The 18,374-nt window shown below is 66.4% G+C and carries 20 protein-coding genes and 1 pseudogene; 8 read left to right on the top strand and 13 right to left on the bottom strand.

Going from position 1 to position 18,374, the window contains the following annotated elements; genetic code table 11:
• Window positions 1-3 precede the first annotated feature (3 nt).
• The 3 genes from OG758_RS00165 to OG758_RS00155 form a co-directional block, all read right to left on the bottom strand.
• Complete coding sequence (locus OG758_RS00165) at window positions 4-669, bottom strand: hypothetical protein (RefSeq protein WP_326708006.1); 666 nt, start codon at window positions 667-669, stop codon at window positions 4-6.
• Window positions 666-866: a DUF5999 family protein gene (locus OG758_RS00160; protein WP_326708005.1), complete on the bottom strand. Its 201-nt coding sequence runs from the start codon at window positions 864-866 to the stop codon at window positions 666-668. The genes OG758_RS00165 and OG758_RS00160 overlap by 4 nt, the downstream gene beginning before the upstream one ends.
• Before the next feature lie 385 nt (window positions 867-1,251).
• On the bottom strand, window positions 1,252-1,482 hold the full coding sequence (locus tag OG758_RS00155; RefSeq protein WP_326708004.1) for a hypothetical protein: 231 nt from the start codon (window positions 1,480-1,482) through the stop codon (window positions 1,252-1,254).
• Window positions 1,483-1,608: 126 nt separating this feature from the next.
• On the opposite strand from OG758_RS00155, the pseudogene OG758_RS00150 reads away from it, so the two are divergent.
• A pseudogene (locus tag OG758_RS00150) lies at window positions 1,609-2,951 on the top strand (hypothetical protein).
• Here the strand turns inward: OG758_RS00150 and OG758_RS00145 are convergent.
• The 8 genes from OG758_RS00145 to OG758_RS00115 form a co-directional block, all read right to left on the bottom strand.
• Window positions 2,929-3,462: an NUDIX hydrolase gene (locus OG758_RS00145; RefSeq protein ID WP_326708002.1), complete on the bottom strand. Its 534-nt coding sequence runs from the start codon at window positions 3,460-3,462 to the stop codon at window positions 2,929-2,931. The pseudogene OG758_RS00150 and the gene OG758_RS00145 sit on opposite strands and share 23 nt — an antisense overlap.
• A 186-nt stretch (window positions 3,463-3,648) precedes the next feature.
• Window positions 3,649-4,071: a hypothetical protein gene (locus OG758_RS00140; RefSeq protein ID WP_326708001.1), complete on the bottom strand. Its 423-nt coding sequence runs from the start codon at window positions 4,069-4,071 to the stop codon at window positions 3,649-3,651.
• Window positions 4,072-4,338: 267 nt separating this feature from the next.
• Window positions 4,339-4,665 carry a hypothetical protein gene (locus OG758_RS00135; protein ID WP_326708000.1) on the bottom strand — a complete coding sequence of 109 codons (327 nt, stop codon included), beginning with the start codon at window positions 4,663-4,665 and terminating at the stop codon, window positions 4,339-4,341.
• 972 nt (window positions 4,666-5,637) lie between these two features.
• Complete coding sequence (locus OG758_RS00130; RefSeq protein ID WP_326707999.1) at window positions 5,638-7,662, bottom strand: DNA recombination protein RecN; 2,025 nt, start codon at window positions 7,660-7,662, stop codon at window positions 5,638-5,640.
• Window positions 7,663-7,667: 5 nt separating this feature from the next.
• On the bottom strand, window positions 7,668-8,222 hold the full coding sequence (locus OG758_RS48740) for an ABC-three component system middle component 2 (protein ID WP_442810406.1): 555 nt from the start codon (window positions 8,220-8,222) through the stop codon (window positions 7,668-7,670).
• Between the two features lie 72 nt (window positions 8,223-8,294).
• Window positions 8,295-9,167: a serine/threonine protein kinase gene (locus tag OG758_RS00125; RefSeq protein WP_326707998.1), complete on the bottom strand. Its 873-nt coding sequence runs from the start codon at window positions 9,165-9,167 to the stop codon at window positions 8,295-8,297.
• A gap of 332 nt (window positions 9,168-9,499) precedes the next feature.
• Window positions 9,500-9,709 (bottom strand): hypothetical protein, encoded by a 210-nt coding sequence (locus OG758_RS00120; RefSeq protein ID WP_326707997.1) that lies wholly within the window; start codon window positions 9,707-9,709, stop codon window positions 9,500-9,502.
• 125 nt (window positions 9,710-9,834) lie between these two features.
• Window positions 9,835-10,497, bottom strand: a complete 663-nt coding sequence (locus OG758_RS00115; protein WP_326707996.1) for an AAA domain-containing protein — start codon at window positions 10,495-10,497, stop codon at window positions 9,835-9,837.
• A gap of 571 nt (window positions 10,498-11,068) precedes the next feature.
• On the opposite strand from OG758_RS00115, the gene OG758_RS00110 reads away from it, so the two are divergent.
• From OG758_RS00110 to OG758_RS00095, 4 genes are all read left to right on the top strand, one after another.
• On the top strand, window positions 11,069-11,287 hold the full coding sequence (locus OG758_RS00110) for a hypothetical protein (RefSeq protein ID WP_326707995.1): 219 nt from the start codon (window positions 11,069-11,071) through the stop codon (window positions 11,285-11,287).
• A gap of 68 nt (window positions 11,288-11,355) precedes the next feature.
• Complete coding sequence (locus OG758_RS00105) at window positions 11,356-12,168, top strand: sigma-70 family RNA polymerase sigma factor (RefSeq protein WP_326707994.1); 813 nt, start codon at window positions 11,356-11,358, stop codon at window positions 12,166-12,168.
• Entirely contained in the window at window positions 12,165-13,010 is an 846-nt protein-coding gene (locus OG758_RS00100; RefSeq protein ID WP_326707993.1) for a hypothetical protein, read from the top strand. Before OG758_RS00105 ends, OG758_RS00100 begins: the two co-directional genes overlap by 4 nt.
• 599 nt (window positions 13,011-13,609) lie before the next feature.
• Window positions 13,610-13,789 (top strand): hypothetical protein, encoded by a 180-nt coding sequence (locus tag OG758_RS00095; protein ID WP_326707992.1) that lies wholly within the window; start codon window positions 13,610-13,612, stop codon window positions 13,787-13,789.
• Window positions 13,790-15,091: 1,302 nt separating this feature from the next.
• Here OG758_RS00095 and OG758_RS00090 read toward each other — a convergent pair.
• A complete protein-coding gene (locus OG758_RS00090) occupies window positions 15,092-15,247 on the bottom strand; it encodes a hypothetical protein (RefSeq protein ID WP_326707991.1) in 156 nt (51 codons plus the stop codon).
• Between OG758_RS00090 and OG758_RS00085 the strand changes: the two genes are divergently transcribed.
• On the top strand, window positions 15,237-15,572 hold the full coding sequence (locus tag OG758_RS00085; RefSeq protein ID WP_326707990.1) for a hypothetical protein: 336 nt from the start codon (window positions 15,237-15,239) through the stop codon (window positions 15,570-15,572). The genes OG758_RS00090 and OG758_RS00085 overlap by 11 nt on opposite strands.
• Window positions 15,573-16,230: 658 nt before the next feature.
• Here the strand turns inward: OG758_RS00085 and OG758_RS00080 are convergent.
• Entirely contained in the window at window positions 16,231-16,659 is a 429-nt protein-coding gene (locus tag OG758_RS00080) for a hypothetical protein (protein WP_326707989.1), read from the bottom strand.
• Window positions 16,660-16,834: 175 nt separating this feature from the next.
• On the opposite strand from OG758_RS00080, the gene OG758_RS00075 reads away from it, so the two are divergent.
• Both OG758_RS00075 and OG758_RS00070 read left to right on the top strand, forming a co-directional pair.
• Window positions 16,835-17,548 carry a hypothetical protein gene (locus OG758_RS00075; protein WP_326707988.1) on the top strand — a complete coding sequence of 238 codons (714 nt, stop codon included), beginning with the start codon at window positions 16,835-16,837 and terminating at the stop codon, window positions 17,546-17,548.
• Complete coding sequence (locus tag OG758_RS00070; protein WP_326707987.1) at window positions 17,545-18,180, top strand: hypothetical protein; 636 nt, start codon at window positions 17,545-17,547, stop codon at window positions 18,178-18,180. The genes OG758_RS00075 and OG758_RS00070 overlap by 4 nt, the downstream gene beginning before the upstream one ends.
• Window positions 18,181-18,374 lie beyond the last annotated feature (194 nt).

Below are 18,374 nucleotides of genomic sequence, written 5' to 3'. Positions count from 1 at the left end.
GGCCTAGGTGGCGGGCGTGAGCTCCGCCAGGTCCACGACTTCAAAGTCGGACAGCTCGCGCACGAGTTGGGAGGCGAGGAACCAGCGCAGCCGCGGATCGCCGTAGGGAATCGGGGTGTCGTCGCCCGCCAGGACGCGCACCCCGTCGCAGGCCAACGCGTGCGGAGTTCCGATCACTCCGTAGAGGCGAAAGCGGCGGGCCAGGAGCGCGACGTGCCCCTCGCGGCCCAGGCGAGGGCACCGGGCGGCGGCCAACTTCGCATGCTCGACACAGACGGGCGGCTGCCAGGTACGAACAGGCTGCCCCAGGCCGCTCTGGGCGGTGTGCAGGAACAGGACACCGGACCGCTCAGGCGCCTGACGGCGCACGGCTTTAGTGCTCGCAAAGCACACCTGGCAGCGCAGGCGAAGCATGGTCTCCCGCTGCCGGGACGGGTGGACCAGCTTCCAACGGGGATCTCCCGTCGGCAGCCTGTCAGTGCCGAGAGACTGCGAGACACGGGACCAGAGCACACCGTGCAGGTCACGGTCCTCGCGTCCCTCGTCCATGTAGGCGAGCCGCATTTGTCGGTCGTCTTCCATGCGGGCGCAGAGCATCAGGAAGCTCTCGGCTTCCTCGTCCCGACGGAGGGTGATGTACGGAATAGCGATGTCGGCAGAGGCGCTCATGCGGCACCCCGCTCGCAGGCGAGAGGGCGGTGCGGGGCGATGACCGTCCCGTTGGGCAGCAACTCGCCGGTGTCGTCGAAGAGCAGGACACCGTTGCACAGCAGCGTCCAGCCCGAGATGTCGTCACGTGCCATTCTCTTGGCCGCATCGCGGTCGGACTCGTCGGCCTTGGGGCAGGCGGGCATGTGCTGACACATGTGGGTTGCTCTTCCTCTCGGTCGTGTGTGGAGGCTGGGGAAGCTGCCCTCGTCGGCAGGCGCCGGTCGTCGATGGAGACACGGGATGTCGCTCCGTAGACCGATCCAAGTCCCGTCGCGGAGCTGCGCGCCGCCCCACGGGCCGGACTGCACTGCGCCTGCACTGGAACGTTCAGCCTCCTCCTGGGCGCCTGGGCCAGGGCTGGACGACTGGGAAGCGGGTTTGCGTGGCACCGCCGAACGTTGACGGGGTGCTGGAGGGATTGGCATACCTCCGGGCGACCGGTCTATTGGTCCATCGCGAGGACCATGCCGATCACCAGGCCGCACGATCCGCTGATGCAGATGATGAATAGGAGCCCGGCGTACCGGCCGATGGCGCGCATCACAACCCAACCCGCCTGTTGCCGTTCTTCACGGCCAGACGCGCGCTCAGTTCCTTCCGCACACTGAGCGGTACCACGTTGTCCGGCACGGCATCCCACTCGACGCCGCCACGGATCGGCCTCATCTGCACACGGCCGCCGATCTCACCCATGACGACGCCCATACGGTCCCTGGCGTTGTCCATGGCCAGCTCACCGATGCCTGGTCTGGTCTGCTGGTTGCTCTCCATGAATAAGAGGATCGCGATTTGGGTTCCGGCGCCAAAAGGTCCAGCTGATTACCCAACTTGGGTAACATTGCGGCAAGTAGAGAATCCGCGACGTTGCGTAGCCCTCGCAGTGTGGGAGCTTGCCCAGTGCCCGACGCCGACCGGCCCCAGGAACTTCCTGCAAAGCTGCTCACCGACCCCGAGATGATCAACGCATGTCGGGCGCGAGACTTCGCCAGAGTCTTCCGGCTGGTGAAGACCAAGGCGGGCATCTACCCGTCGATGATCGCCAGACGCTGCGACCTGACGCCCAGCCGAGTTGGCGAAGTCATCGCAGGCCAACGTCGGTTGTCGCACATGGACGTCATCGAACGCATCGCAGACGGATTACGAATCCCGGGGCACATGCTTGGGCTTGCCCGGCGGACGTGGGAAACGCCTCAGGCCCTCGTGGTCACAGAGCGCGAGGCGCCTCAAGAGCCAGAGTCAGGACAGCGGACACCCGCTTCTCTGCCAGGGCCCGATGTGGATAGCATCCTGGCATTGGCCACCCGAACAAGCCTCAGTGCAGCCACACTTGAAGCGTTCCGATCGTCCATCGAAGACTACTGGCGACGAGACGACCAGCATGGCGGCGAAGCGCTGAGGCCAGCAATCGTCGGCCAACTCCGATACGTGGTTGGACTACTCAAGGAGAGCCGACCACCGTCCATCAAGAACGGCCTGTACCAAATCGCAGCCGAGCTCGCGTGCCTCGTCGGCTGGACCTACTTCGATGCCCGCCAGTACAACCAGGCCCGCGCCTACTTCACTGAAGCACTGCAACTGGCCACGGAAGTCGACGACCGCCAGTTCATCGCTAACGTCCTTGCCTGCATGAGCCTGCAGGCCACGTATCAGGACAGGCCCGCGGACTCTCTGGCACTCGTCGCCGCCGCTCAGGACCAAGCGCGGTCATCTCTCGGCAGTACCCCACGCGTTTTGTCCATGCTGTCCATGCGCGAAGCCTTCGCTCATGCCACTTTGGGCAACCGCGATTCCACTCACCGGGCGATCGGGGAAGCCCACCATCAGTTCGGGCAGATCCAGACGAGTGACCTGGACCCGTCTTGGGTGACCTACTTCAACGAGCCGAAGCTCATAGTGGACACGGGCATCGCTCACGGCCGACTGGGTGAAGCAGAGACTGCTGAACCCTTGATCGCAGACGCATTACGAAGGGAGGACCGTACCAACCAGCGCGGGCGGGCATTTCACGCGTTCTGGCTGGCACGTACACAGCTCGACCAGGGAAAGCTCGACCAGGCGTGCCGCACCGCCACGCAAGCTCTGGAGCCGGCATCGGCCGTAGCCTCCGAGCGAGTGTCAGGCCATCTCCGCGAGTTCTACGACCAATTAGCCCCGCACCGGCAGGAACCCGTAGCCCTGGCCTTTGAGGCGCGACTACGGGAGTTCCTCCCACCGGTGTTAGCGGATTGATTCGTCCATAAGCAGGTACAGCAGGCCGACCAGCGACCCACTGCTCACGATCTCCCGACGGTCGATCATCCCCCGTACCTCTGAGAGCGGAATCCACTCGATGCGGTCAGACTCGTTCTCTTCCGTGGGCGGCCCGTCGTAGGTCGCGCCGTCCGCCCGGAAGACGTGGTGCTGCGAGTCGGTGATCCCGTTGGCAGGCTCGGCGTAGATCAGGGGCTTGATGGGCCCAGGACGCCAGCCCGTCTCCTCCAACACTTCGCGGGCCGCGGCGTCTTCTGGAGACTCGCCCTCCTCAACCAGGCCCATGGGCAACTCCCAGGCCCATGAGTCCGTGATGAAGCGATGCCGCCACATCATCAGGACCTCTTGTTGATCATTGACGACGGCGGCCACGGCCAAGTGCCGGAGGCGAACGACGTGGTACTCCCATCTGCGTCCGTCAGGCTGTTGGACATCGACCAGACACAGATTCACCCACTTGTTGGTGTAGATCTCTCGCTCACCGTGAGTCTTCCACTCCATACCTTCGGCCCCTCTCGATCGGTCTCTAGGATCTCAGACCAATCGGGGGGCGGACGTAAGTTCGCCGCTTTTCGCGTCAGCTTGACGAGATGGCGGAGTGGGGCCCGCGAAGACCCCCTCATCTTCACCATTCCCCAGTCGTCATGATGCCGTCAGTCAGCATGGGGCACAGGAAACGATCGCGTGCTACAGCACCGACCCGCAGCCGGCCGGATGCACATCCACATGCCCCGCTCGTTTGACCGGCGCGCGCCGTCCCGCATAGTCCCGTTCGGCGATGCCGATGTTCCGGTCGTCGAACTCGATGACGGCAAGTTGGGTAGGCAGTACGCCTCCGTTGGTGTTCCGGCTGCGCCTTCGCCGGTCGTCTGGGTCGTCGCCCGAGCGACCGACGGACAGGCGGTCCCGTACAGGGGAGGGGATGTCGCGGGCGAAGTCGGTTGCGTCGAAGTTCGAGCATCCCAGTATCAGTTCGTGCAGCGGTGCCGAGGGATCGAGTGTCGGTGTGACGAACTCACCGAGGCCCTCACGTACAACTACCTTGCCGCCGGTACCATCACCGCCTACCTGCAGCAACGAGGTGTCGACAAGGACCTGTTGCGGCGCCACCTCCAAAGCCCCTGCCCGGACCGGTATGTCACTCAGGAGGCGCTCATCTCGCGGGTCTGGTCGGACCGCTACCGACCTCCAGTGCCGTCCCCAATTCCGTAGAACCGGCGTGGACGAGCATCGGACGCCAGATCGCCCAACGCGCGATGGAGAAGTGGCGGCCCACTTGTCTGCAGACACGCCGCCTCGAAAGCGGCGCGTCCGGGCGGTGGCTTGGCCGGCGAACCGGGCCTCGTAGTCGCTGCGGAGTAGACGCCCAGCAGCGTGCTACTCCAGGGACCTCAGCGTGAGTACGGCTCCGTTGTAGTGGATGTTCCAGCCGTTGCGGGTGCGGTGTCGGTGGGCACCGACGAGGCCAGCGGTTGGGTGGGTGAGTGCGATGGCCAGGTCGTCGGGGAAGGGGTAGCCCGTCCAGGCCAGTTCCCATCGGTCTCCGTGTCCCTCAAGCCGGCGCAGGCCCTGTGTCACCGAGCGTCCTGGGGCGCGATCGAGGGGGTCTTGCCACCACCCGCCGATCGCCCACGTTCTGCCGCGGTCGCGTAGGGAGATGCGGACGGTGACGGCAGCCAGGAGCGTGGTGCTGGCCGGGGTCATCGCTGGGACGGCTTGGAGGGCATCGTGCTCGGCGTCGGTGAGGGCAATGCTTGCTGGTCGAATCCAATCAGCGTCTACTGCAGGGGCTACGAGCTGACGGGCAGGGCGGTGCTTCTCGGCGATGGTGAGGGTGGCATCGGTGGGCAGGTGCCGCAGACGCCACGTGTAGCCGTCGCTTGACTCGAGCCGCATCCCTGGAATACGGCCGGGCCAGTCGCGGCCTCCGGGGACGAGCCAACGCACCACTCCCTCAGCCCAGTTCGTCTCGATCTCAAACCCATCATTCCGAGGTGAGGGAGTCAAGGTGTAGGAAAACAGTCCGTATGCGCACCAGTGGCCGTGTGCCGTGTCCAGGTCGGAGTTGAACCAGCCCAGCGCCAGGAGCGCCCGTAGCCTTTGCTGCTGCGCCGTGCACTCGTCCAGTCCGAGCCCAATCCGGCCCGCCCGCACTGCGCGCCCCGCAGCGGAGGAGTTCTCTCCTGTGTACATACGCCGCACCGCAGCGGTGCGGCGACGAAGCGAATTCGGCATAGCGTGACCCTCCAGGCCTCCCGGGTCAGCCCAGCCACGCGTCAGCATCCAGCTGAAACAGCGAAGCGAAGAGAAGTGCGCAGTGGGTGCCCCACACCCTCTGGCGCTCAGCCCATCCCCGGGAGATGACCCGCACGCACACAGCCGGAGCTACGCGCGCCGGAGGCCTCAGCAGAGCATTCTTGGGCCAGCGGTGAGCACGGACGCGCCGCGCTCCTGCCTGTTCGTATCCGAAGAGGTGAATCCGGCCCGGTCTGGGTCAGGCGAGCCGAACGGGCAGTTGCCTGGTGTCGCCGGATGCGCCGGCATCCGGCGACACCAAGTTCAGGGTGGGGAACGCAGTCGTGCATGCGCCGCGAGCGTCGGCGTGCTCTTGGCCCGGTGGCTGCGAACGACCAGTGCACCCGCCGACCATCGGGTGCGCTGTGGCGTCGCCAGGTTCTACCGGGTGACCTCTTCCGGTGCTGCGCTTGTCTCGTCCTCGATCAGCCCGTAGGGAGGATGGTCCTCGTTGCGGCTGTAGCGGGCCACCACGTCGCCTTCCGTGAGGAGCGGCGGGCTGTTGTCGGCGATGATGAGCTGTGCTTTGGTACCTCGGTCCGCGAGCCAGACAGAGAGGTGATGGTAGAAGTCGTCGATCGCGACGGCATCGGCGATCAACGCATCAAGGGTGCCGCCGCCGCCGTGGCCAAGGTTCTTCTGCGGGCTGTCGATCATGAGGAAGCCAGGGTGCGCGGCGCCGGTCTCGACGGCGATTTCGAAGACGGCCAGCTGCCAGGCCAGGGTCAGCAGCGTGCGGGCGCCAGAAGACGCCTCCTGGTACGGTCCCCCGCGGACGAACGGTGTGAGGTCAGGCTTAATGAAGGGCTGGCTGAGCTTGGGGTAGCGCCACTCACGCAGGAGGTCGCCGAAGCGGCTGCTGACCTGGGCGATGATCCGGTCTCGGTCGTACGTGGCGTCACCGAGCTGTGCGCGTTCCTCCTTCAAGCGGGCGATCTGCGCCTCGTGCCGCTCCACCGCGGCGGCGCGCTTGGCGAGTCCCTCCTGGAGTTTTGCGGTGCTTTCGACCTGGTCGATGAGGCGGAGGACCTGCTCTCGCCGGCGGTGGAGGTCGTCGCGGGCGGCGAGGAATGGCGATACCGAGGGCGAAGTTGCCTCGTCCAGCGCGGCGGCAGCCTGCTCCTCAAGAATTGCCGCCTCTTCGGCCTGCAGCTTGAGCGAGACCAGTGATTCGTCCAGGTCCTCGATGTAGTTGGTGATCTCTTTGAGGCGGGCTTTGGTTGACCGGATCTCGGCCGCGACATCCATGCGGTTGCCCTCGGCTTGGCTGCCGGCGTCCGCGGCCCCCAGTGTCTGTGCCCCGTCAGCATCGGTCAGTTCGCGGCTGCACATGCTGCACTGCCCGCTCGCGGCGGTCGGGGGTGCCGGCAGGCTCTTCAGACAGGCCGGGCAGGTGGTGACGCTCAAGGGGTCGAAGAGCTGCTGTGCCTCGCCCAGCATGCCGAGTTTCAGCAGATCGTCCGCGTACTGCGCTCGCAGCGGCATCAGGCGCGCGAGCTGTGTCTCGCAGTCCCGAAGCACCGATGCCGTCCGGCGGGAACTGCGTGCGGCTTGCTGGTGTTCACGACGTAGTTGGGCGGCAAAGGCTGTCCCCGCCTGAGCTGCTTGGTCCAGTGCCTGGAGCTGGGAGGTGATGTCGGCCAGCTCCCGCTCGAACGTGAGGGGCGATGGGATGGTCTCGTCGTGGGCGACGGCGGTGGGGGCTTGTTCCTGGACGAAGGAACGCGCTGCCGCGAGTTCGACATTGGCCTGGTTGAGCCGGTCGCCGAGTTTCCTGATCCGCTGGCCGAGCTCGACGGCACGGTCGTCGTGGACGCCGAAGACGACGTCAACCACCTGCCGCAACTTGTGCTTGCGCATGTAGTGGTTCTCGAAGAGGAAGTTCTTGTCCGCGACGCGTTCGTTGGGCAGGAATGCCAACCACATCAAGTCACGGAAGCTAAGTGGATCCGTGCGGGATGTACGGCTGTTCGGGGCTTCCCGTAGCTGGACACCTTCAAGCTTGCAGTGGCTCAGTAGGAGGGCCGACAGACTGTCCGGTGCCCCCGGCGGATCGATCGGCCTACTCTCGCCCTTAGCGGGTTTACTGTCCAGCGTTCCACGACGTACGAAGGCGAACTTCGAGGGCTCACCCACCGACCGCTCGATTACGTGTGGTTCTCCGGAAAGCTCAATCTCTAAGAGGCAGGAGCGGACTCTTCGAAGCACCTCCTGATGACGAGGATGCCGCTTGGCGCCAAGCCCGTACGCAATGAACTCCAGCACCGCGGTCTTGCCCGAGCTGAACGCCCCGGCGATCACGGACAGGTTCCGCACCCGTTGTTCGATCGTGAAGTCGACCTCGTAGGACCGGTCGATCCCGGCCAGCCGCAGGCGGCGGATCCGAATGCCGGGAAGCGGCTCCATAGTGATCATCCCTCCCAAGACGTTGCCGACGCATGAGGACTCGGGCCCAGGACACTCATGAGGGCGGCTGCAGGACCGCCGTGCCCGTCCGGCCGAAGCCACCGTGCGGTCTGCTCCCGCAACCCCTTGTCGCTCAGCCTGCGGAGCCGACGCACGACGATCCTGGCCGCTGTACGAAACGAGGTGGCGTAGGTGGCTGTGAACTGTCCTCCGAGCTCCTGCCCAGCCAGCGTGATGGAGTAGACGAGAGAACCATTGCGGTTGTGGACCTGGCAGCACCCATATGCGATCAGAAGCGCGAGGTCGTGCTGGATGCGCTGCCTACGACTGGTGAACCGCTGCGAGGAAGAGGCGTACGCCAAGACTTGAGGGTCGAACCCGGCCAGCCGAAGGAGGCTGGCCTCTCGGCCCTCGGAGGGGACCACTAGGAAAGGGTTCGCGGATAGGAAGTCGTAGTAGCCAATGCGCTCCAAGCTCGCGCCGCTCGCGTCCTGCTCGGTAACAGCGGTAAGGAGCAGCAGCAGCTGAGCCAGCCGGAAGGGCACCTCGTCCTCTGGCATCACTACCGGCCGGTGTGCTTCCACAACGTGCTCCTCATCAGTTGTCTAGCGGGGGCAGGCTGTCGTGAGACTTCAGACGTCGGGATGACTGCTCGCGATCTGCCGCCAGTGCTTGACCCAGCCAGCCCGACGGCTGTCGACCAGCCGGTGCACCAACCCCCAGCTGTGCACCAACTCGAGACGCAGTACTTTCGGCAGCTTGTCGTGCTCGCTGCGCACCTCGCGCCAGACCCGTCCATGGAGAGCCTTGATGGCATCCTCGGCAGAGCACTCGTTGAACTGCATCTCCCACACGCCGTGCAGAGTGGCATCAGCGGAGCGCAGCGCAGCCACCTCTGCAGGTACAGCCTTATGCGCGATCTCCCGCGCGACCAGATCGGCATTGAAGAACTGCTGTTTGGCGGAGCCCAGCTCGATGTGGCCAGCCTCCGTCATCTGCCGCACGAAAAGAGCCGAGTCGAGCGCCGCCGCCTTGTCATCTTCCACGTCCAGAACCAGCCGAAGCTGTTCCTGGATGGGTGCGGCAGGCGCCGGTGTGAAGGGTTCGTAGTAGGCGCGGCGCACCTGGTCGCCTTCGGGGCTTTGGAGCTTCTTCACGAGCGAGGTCTCGTCCCACAGCTCGATGACGATGTTGTGCTCCCTCTCCTGCTCCTTCTTCCAGCGGTCCCACCAATTCGCCGCAGGGCCGTCCATGCTGGAGGGAATACACAAGATCCAGATCTCGATGGTGTGACCGTTTGCCGCTGCTGCCTTCAGCGCGTTTGCGAGCGACTCGCGGATCTGTCGCGACTGCTTGGTCGTGGTGACAGGCATGAAGTACTTGGACTGCCAGACGGTGATGGCGCCCCCGAGGTCGCCAGCAAAGGCGTCGATTCCCCAGTCACCTGGGTTAGCCGCGATCATGCGAACGTTCGGAGTGGTGGCGCTGGCGAGCTGAGCGAGCATCTTCTCGAAGTCTGCTCGTGCCCCGTCCGCGCTTCCGGTACGGAGCTCGTGCACTCCGAAGTGGATGGGGGGAACGCCCGCTGCCACGGCTATGGAGCTATTCAATCCGGCCACCCCCACGTCCGGCAGACAGTCCGGCCAGCGGCGTTCGGCCGACTGTTCTCGTTGCACGACGCACAGTAACGGTCGTCAGCGTACTCGTCCTGGAATCAACCGATCAAGGCGTTGCCCACCGGCTCCTGGCTGCCGGTCTGGGCGATTGACCTCCGTGACCGTGATGCCTTCAGTGTGCAGGTAGCGGGTCAGAGGCCGTAGGGGCCCGTGCATTCCACTCATGCACGTTGCAGATTCCCGAAGGTCGCCAGCATCAGCAAGATCTCCTCGTGCTTGACCATCACCGGCAAGGATTGGGACGGCGCTTGGTACGCCGCGCGTTGGCTGATGGCCCCGGCTACCGGTGGCAGACCACCTTCCAGTCGCCCGAGGTGAGGAAGTTCTTCCCTGCGCTCCACAACGAGCTGGGCGTGGAATTTCCCGGGCATGGTGGGGTTTGTGAGCACTTGGAATCTGGCCGTCGCCCGTGGATCGCAGGCGACCGGCCGCGCGTGGCCTTGGACCGCACCGTGTGACGGCTACGGCACGGCCGTCAGCAGCGAGGAGGCGTCGATCATAGCTTCCAGGTGTGGGCGGGCAATTGGTCGGCGAGGGGGGTGAAGTAGCGCTGTTCTTGCCAGGTTTCGCGGTTGCCGATGACGAAGAGGCGGCGTTTGGCGCGGCTGACGCCGACGTTGAGGAGATTGGGGCGTGAGGCGGCCCAGGCGCGGGCGCCGGGGCGGCGTGGGCCGCTGCCCAGGATGAGGATGACGACGTCGGCTTCCTTGCCCTGGGTGGTGTGGATGGTGCCCACGCGCTTCTCGGGCAGCAGGCCGCGGCTGGCGCGCTGGGCGCCGTGGACCACGGCTTTGAACGGGCTGATGACATACACGTTGCCTGCGAGGTCGACGCCGCCCTGGTCGCGGAGCTTTTCCAGGATGCGGCGCACGGCCCGGCCTTCTTCGGGGATCCAGTGGCCGTCTGTCGGCCCGTTCACCGCGAACACCCCGCCCGCACGCTGAAGCTGGGCCCACATGGTGTTCACCGCGAACTGCTGGCACAACGCCAGCGGATGCCCGGGCTCAGCCGGCCACCGCCCCGCCGGCGTGCACGACGGGCCGACGCCACCCAACGCGGCCTGCGGATCACGCCGCAGATCCACCCGCCGCGCAGTGTCCACCTCAGCCGCCGACGCGAGCCCCGCCCCCGGCGCACCCGCGCCGAGTGCATCGGCCACCAGCCCTTGACTCGCCTGCGCTGAGGGCCGGTGACGGATAAGGCCCGCCGATCCTCAGGGCCTGCTCGTCACGGCACCTCTTGAGTGTGCTTAGTGCATGGACGATGCGGGTTTTGGGGGAGTGCTTCTGCGGCCTGCCCGGCAATGTCAGTGCTCTGGGCTAGCGTCGTGGAGTCCCGCTCTCGCCTGGCCTCCATCAGCGGCCAGGCGAGAGCGGTGATTGCTCGCTCCCAACTTCTCGGCACGGGAGCGGGCCCTTCCGGATGGAAGGCCGACACCAATGGCGTCCGCTTCCATTGACGGGGGTGCGCGCCGCGATTGCAAGGAAAATCGGGAACTTCCACTCGGGCGCGCCGACTGGCCCCTGGATCCGGTCATCGGCGATCGATTGTCGGTCGTGACGCGATACTCATTGTTCCGTGATTCCATGATCACGTGGCGTAACAACTCCCCATCGTTCCATGCTGGTTGCCCTCTCCGGGAGACGGCCGGCACCCGCCCTCCGGAGAGTCCCCGCGGCGTCCGGATGGGCCGCGGGGCCACAGACGGCCGACACAACGGAGTGATCGGAATGGAACGCAAACAGATGGGGCTCATCGTGGCCACCACAGGGGTTCTCACATGGAGCATCGCCTTGGTGGCCCTCGGGGAGGCCGCGGCGATCGCAACCCTCGCCCCCGCCCTCGGCCTGACGGTGCAGCAGATCATGCATGCCTCGCGCACAGACAGCGCCTCAGGCCCGGGGCATCGCGCCGCGTCCCTGCCGGACAAGGAGGGCAAGGCCCCGTGACCTCCATGGACTCGCCCGGTTTTGGGAGACCACGCCCGGGACGCAAGCTCGGACCCATCGCAGACAGCGTGGGCAGCGCCCACCGCGCCTGGCTCGAGCCCGTACGTGAGACCTACCTGCGCAGCGGACTGACCTTGAACGACCTCAGCGGCCGTGCTCGGGTGGCCAAGTCCAAAATCTCCGAACTCCTGCGCGGCACAGGTCTATACCCGCGCTGGGAGATCGTCCTGAGCCTGGGCGCCGAGCTCAAGCTCCCGGACTGGCCGCTGCACTCCTTGTGGCGCCAGGCCGCCCTGGAGGCCCACAAGAGCAGGGAGTGGGTCGAGGGCTGCAGCGAGAAGACGCTCACCACCTCGGCCGCCCCGCCGCTGGAACACTGCGCATTCCGCGAGCTGGTCGAAGACCGCTACAGGCGTTACGCCCAGTGCTTCCTCGAGGATATTCCGCGCGACATCGCCGTGTCGAACTCCTTCGACATTCTGTGGCTTCGCTGGAACGACGCGCTCGCCAGCCCCGACCATCGGCGGTTCGCCTGGGAGGTCCTGCGGGCCACCGTCATGTCCCGCACCCCCCACCTGGACGGCCGGCCCGAACTCGGCTCAGTTGCCTTCGACACCGTCGCCCTGCGCTCCGTGTCCACCCTGACCGACCGCATGGACCAGTTCACCGAAAGCTTGGAGTTGTTCAAGGCCATCAGCCGCCTGCCTGACCACCAGCTCGACGTCACAGTGCTTCGCTCCCTGTGCGGGTTCACGCAACGGGGTGCGTCCGCCCTCCTGGGCGTCTCGATGGCGTCGGTGCGCTCCGACGAACGCCACGCCCGCCGGTTCCTGGAGAGCCTCATCTGCCCGCCGTCCAAAACCGAAGGGAACACCGCATGACCCGCATCGACGAAATCCTCTCCAGGGCCCTGCTCGTCCCCGAGCGCACCGTGCCCCGCGACATCGTCCCGCCCTGGCACCCAGACCCCCACTCAGGCGACACCAGCACCGAGCCCAACGCCGCCGCCGAAGACCTCCGTGCCCTGTGCGAAACCGTCGTCACCCACACCCCCGCTGCCGACGTCGCTGACTTCGTCACCGAACAAGTTCCCCAACCCCGCAGCGCCCTCGTCCTGGCTTGTGTCCTGCAGCTCACCGACACCAGCGAAGGCGCCCGCTTCTGGTGGGAGTACGCCGCAGGAGCCGGCCAACCCGCCGCCGCCTACTGCCTCTACCTCCACCACCTCGCCCTGGGCGAGAGCGAAACAGCCAACTGGTGGCACAGCCAGACCAACGACGTCCAGCCCCCACCACAAGACGCCGAGCAGAAGGAATCGCTCCCCACGCCCGGGACGGAATGGCACCCGGCAACCCACCCAGTCACCCAGATGCCCACCACCACAATCCTGCGCCTGCTGCGCCACCTCGCCCGCGACAGCGAACGCACCCACTCCACTGCAGTCAACGAACTCATGGACTACATCCCCACCGCCGTCGCCGTCGGCTACCTACGCGAGCCCGACCTCGACCTCCCCATGCCCGGCCCTCACTTCGCCGACGACATCAGCGCCTTGCTCGACACCGCCGCGAAGCCGTCCGATGCCCCCAGCACCCTGCCGGCACGCACGGATCCCGACGCACGACCGGTAGCTCGCAAGTCTCGCCGCGCCCGGATTCCAGAAGTCCCCGACCGTCCCTTCATCCCGAGCGGGGAGAATCCGCCAGTCGGTGAATGCCATTGAAGGGGCGCACAGCCCCGTGGTTTCACGGAGGTCTGGAGATGGACCTGAGTAACGGCCGCCAGGTTGTGTCGAAGCGCCGCGGTTGACGCCCACCTTGGTCGGCCGGACCAGCAGCCTCGCCGGCCGGGGTAGGTCGTCGAGGATGCCGCCGGTTCAGAGGGTGCGGGGACGGGGGGCCGCCGCACCACGCTGGCCTACGTGAGAGGACCTCGAGTAGCTGCCTGCCAGCTTGGCCAATCCCGGTCTACCTTGTCCCGTCCACGACACGCATCTCCTCGCTCCAGAGGGAGCCCAGCGCCGTGTCCGTGGTCGCGGTTGTACTCGGGGTACTCGTGGCCGCCATCCGCTGACCGATCTGCTGTTCGCTCCTGGAGCCGTCGGAGCGAGCGACAGCGTCGAACTGCCTGTCAAATATGGCCCATTGGACTCCCGGGATGTGACATCCCCCACGGGCAAAATGCTCAATTGCGGAATGACCTACAGAATGCGGGCGCAGCTTTGTCCCTTTTGCTCTCAAAGGGTGAAGGCCTCGGGCTACTTCTCTCCGTCGCTTAGTTCGACGCGCGCCCCGCGGCGCGCCTGAGGCGAAGGAAACGCTCATGCCCCTGTCCCAGTCCGTGACCGCTCTGCTGTTGGTCGTGATGGTTCTGGCTTTCGCGGTGGGGAGCGCCGTAGCGGTCCATCTGCGGCCGTCTTTGCAGGCTCCGCTGACCGTGGCGTTCGGTGCCGTGACCGTGGCCGCGGCCGTGCTCGGGACGCTTGTGGCCGCCTCCCGCTGACGCGCTCCCTCTGCTCGTCGTGGTGGCCGGCGGCGGGCCGGCGGACGCCTCCTCCGGCCCGCCTGGAGGCCTCGGCCTGTCGGCCGTCCAGGCGCGGTGAGATGCGACGCCGTCATTCCGGGGTACGACGCGTGGCGCTGTGCGCTCGTTCGCGGGACTGATGTAGCGGCGACGCCAGTTGGGTACGTTCAGTGGCAAGTAAGCCAGTCTCGGGCGCAGCGAGGCTCTCCCACACTCCGGTGATGCGGCCGTGGGTGCTGTTCGCAGGGCCGATCCCTTCGGGGGTCGGTTCTGCGTTCAGCACCCGCCCTGTGGAGGAGTTGGAAATGATCTTTCATGCCGTCGCTGCGCGGATTTCGAGATGGAAGCAGCCCTCGTCCGAGGGCTCGGCCCGAAGGAGTGATACGTGTGAACGGAACGGGTTAGATTCGCCGCCTTGGAGGCGACTTAAGAAGATCGTCGTTTGTCTGAGCCTGACGGGAGCCCTGATCGGCCTTGGCGCCAACGCCGGGGACTTCCTCCTGATGACCGAACGAGTTCACGATGCCGGTGGACTCTGCGCCCTAGAAGTGGTCCGCGACGTGGACCTGGTCCATCGCCTCTGCCTGTGCCCCGAGAGAGAACCTGCGGTGCCAGAGCGGGAGGACACGGAGCTTGATCCACTTTGTCTGATTGCCCAATACGTAGGTCTGATGCACCCGGCCGTGGCGGAGAAGGAGGTCGAAGCCAGCCGCCCTATCGCAGCATCAATGTTTCACTAGCGAACAATATTTAGCTTTGGTGAGTTGCTGAACGCAGGCCCCGGTCTACGCGACCGGGGCCTTTTCGCTGCCGGACCCGGGCACACACTCCTCCCATTCCGGGCCAGGACACGAGTTGATGTGCTTGGGGGGTCCGAGCACCACACCCCCTTTCGCCCGCCGGCTCAAGTCCTGCCGGGTCATGGGCCTTGGCGAGCTGGTGCAGGCACTGGCCGCGCGGCCGCACCAGCGGCTCAACTCCCATCAGGAGGCACTCTGTGGTCCCCCACGCCGTTATTACCTGGCTCTCCACCGCTCGCGGCGGAGCGGAGAACTCGGTCATCGAGCTTGCCACGCACCTTGCCCGCCTGGTGCCGAACGTCGAGGTCGTGTGGTGGCGCCATGGCGGCCGCGCCGCCGAAAACCCGGGCCCCGTACGGGTGTACGAGGTCACCGACTGGAGCGGGCATCCCGTCCATCGTCCCCGACACAGGGGCCAGCCCGGAACTCGTCGTGGACGGCCTGACGGGTATGGCCTACGACCCGCACGACCCCGTTGACCTCAGTTCTGCGCGCTGCTCGAACTGCCCGTCACCGCCATCACCCCCGGCAGCCTGACCGCGTTCGTCGAGTGGCTGTGGTTCCAGCCCGGCTGGAAGAAGGGCACCCGCACCGCGCCCTCGGCCATCGACCGCCGCCTGTCCGGCGTGGTCGTCACCGGCCGCACCGACCACCACCTGGTCCAGCTCAAGGCCAAGGTGAAGGCGATGGAGAAGACCGAAGAGACCCGGGGCCGGGGACCGGCGCCCGCGCTGCTCGCCGAGCACCTGCGCGCCACCGTGGTGGCCGCGCCCGACAGCCAGCTCGGCATCCGCGACCGCTCCATCGGGCTGACCGCTTTCGCCATCGCCGGCCGCGAGCACGAGGTCGCCTGCCTGCGCGTACCGACTTCACCGAGACCGAGCACGGCATGGAGGTCGACGTTGCGGGTCTCGAAGATCAAGCCGAGGAAGGTGCGACGCAGGCCGGCCGCGTCTCGGTGATCCGGCAGAGTCGCGCCGCGCGGTCCCCGGTCGGCAGGAGCCCATCTCGCGCACACCGCCGCAGATCGGGAGCCGTGAACAGTCACGTCCGTCTCCTTCTCGCCGCCCGCCAGGTCCGGGGCGTGTAGGCGTTCTTCGTGCGGGGTTTCTCGCCCGGATCTCGGAACACGGCTTCCCCCGGGATCTTGCCGCGGCCGCACAGCGACGGACGGACGTACGTCTCGTGGACCTGGTCCAGCCCTACGGCCGTTGACGAACCATGGCGTCCGTGCGAACGCGTCCCTGGAGCCCTGACCGGCCTCAAGCCGTCCTTCCGCAAGACCTGCGGCACGGCGACCGGTTCGAGACCGAGGTCGAAGGAGAAGCGGAGACGACGCCAGGACCGGCCCTGCACCCGCACCGCGGGGGTGCATCCACGCTGGCCCCTGGTGCGGACGCGTGGGGCGGCGTCATCGAGGACCTGGCCTCGTCCGGTTCACGGACATCGAGCACCTCGAGTTCGACCTGTAGATCTCCCAGCAGCAAGGGCCCGAACCGCCTTCTTGCGACTGAGCACTTCAGATGGCGGATGAGCGTGTGAGTCGGCGGACTGAGCGCCCGAGCGTCGGGACACCGGGCGAGCCGAAGCGCTCAGTCACACCGTTGTCGAGGAGGGTTCCTACTTTCCAAACCCTCGGCGGATCTCCTCGGCGAGGACGCCATCCTCTTCGCTCAGGCCGAGGTAGGCCCACGAGATCCCGGCGTCGGCGAGCGCCTCAGCGATGGTGGCCCTCCCGGGGTACCGGGCTTCGACAGCGTCCAGTTCGGCCGAGCGTTCTGCGATCCGTTGCATGGACGCGAGGCGAGCTTTGGCGGAAGCCGCCTCATCGACCCGCGCACGTGCCTCCTCCATGGCAAGGCGGGCGTCGACCTTCTCCCCCTCGAGGACGTCGAAGGCCATGTTCACAACCTCCTGCCCCTCCAAGTCGGGCCGTTCGGCGTGGATCTGACGGAGCTTTGCCTCCAGGCGGAGCACGGAACTCTCCGGCAGCATGTCGCGCACATTGTCCAGGGCTTTGTCGAGCTGGGCGTCGAACTGGTCAGTCATAACCAGGAAGCTAGACCTGTCCGCTTTCCGACACCAGGACCGCTCTCGAAGCCGATCTCCCCGGGCACGCCTCAAGCCGCCAACTCAAATACTCAGTCTCACTTCTGGGTGAGTCAAAGCACGATAGGTGTGACAAAGACAGCCTTGTTGTCCCCAAGATCCGAAGGAGCGCCCTGTGCCTGCCCGGAAGCGAGAAGCCCTGCCGACCGGTACCCAACTCGGCATCTATACCGTCACCGGCCCGCCGGTCGCCAAGCAAGTACTGGGCCGCAGCGGGCAGTCAGCGATGCGCAACCGGTACTTCGTTCCTCTGCGCTGCCGCAACTGCGGCCGGGAAACCGATGCACGAGAGGACGACCTGGAGCGCCGCATCGCCACGCCGTGCGGCCACTGCTACGCCGGTGTCAACGTTGACCCGGAGGAGCGCATCGCGGTCACACGGGTGTGGAACGGCCGACTGCAGTACTACGAGCGCTACCGCTTCCACGGGCAGTCCCGCACTCGTCTCCACTCCGTGTGGACGAACATGCGCGAGCGGTGCTCGAACCCGGATTCCGAGAAGTACTCCCGCTATGGCGGCCGCGGCATCACCGTCTGCGACGAGTGGAACAACTTTCGTTCCTTCGCCACCTGGGCACACACGCACGGCTACGCCGAGGGCCTCAGCATCGACCGGATCAACAACGACCGCGGGTACAGTCCGGACAACTGCCGTTGGGTGACCGACCTGGAGAACCTGATGAACCGAAGCCGCTACTTGCCCGAGCCCTTACACACGGCCCTCGAGGACCGCGCGGCAGCGGAGGGCGCAGACACCTACACCGTCATCCGCCGCGCCCTGGAAGCGGCCCGCACCAGCCCTCGACCGGCCGCTGGCGGCGCCCGGTGAGCACGACCTCCGCCCTGCCGCCGACGCAGGTGGGCGACGTGTACGAGCGCCTGACAGTCATCGAGCTGCGGGGCGTACGCACCACTTCGACCGGCGCTCGCGTCAACTTCGCCCTCGTGCAATGCTCATGCACCGACAAGACCGTCCGGGAAGTACGCCTGTCCAACCTGCGTAGCGGGCGCACCCGCAGCTGCGGCTGCCTGGGGCGCGAGAAGACGACCACGCACGGCCAGCACGCATCACGGCTGTACGGAATCTGGGCCGGCATGCGTCATCGCTGCTCCAGCCCCAACATCCGTGCCGCACACCGCTATACGGGCCGCGGGATCACCGTCTGTGACGCCTGGAACGACTTCGCCACGTTTCGTGCCTGGGCCCTGGCCCACGGCTACGCCGACGGCAAAGAAATCGACCGCAGGGACAATAACCTCGGCTACAGCCCGGACAACTGCCGCTGGGTGACCAGGCTGGAGAACCTGGCCAACCGCGCCAAGCATCTCCCTGAAGACCTTGAGCAGTGGCTGCGCGCCGAGGCAGACCGGCAGAACTGCTCACCGTACGAAGTGATCAAGCAGGCCCTGGAGCAGTACCTCGGCGTTTCCCGCACCGGCTGCCCAGCGCCACCCGCGTAGGGACGGGCGACTGGCAGGACACCCCGTGCTGCGTACCTCGTCGACCACGCGGCCCGTCTCGGTATCGATCTCGAAACGTCCGCCACGCCCCCGGCACGCGCGGGCTCCACGGTGCTCCCGTGCAGGTGGGCGCTGGAGAGAACGCTCGGCTGGCTGATGTTCCACAAGCCGCCCGGCCCGCTACTACGAAGCCC

Origin of the sequence: Streptomyces sp. NBC_01474 (assembly GCF_035918215.1) — a bacterium.
Lineage (GTDB): Bacteria > Actinomycetota > Actinomycetes > Streptomycetales > Streptomycetaceae > Streptomyces > Streptomyces aureus.
Note: the sequence above shows the minus strand (reverse complement) of the source record. Positions and strands in the feature narration are given on the sequence as shown.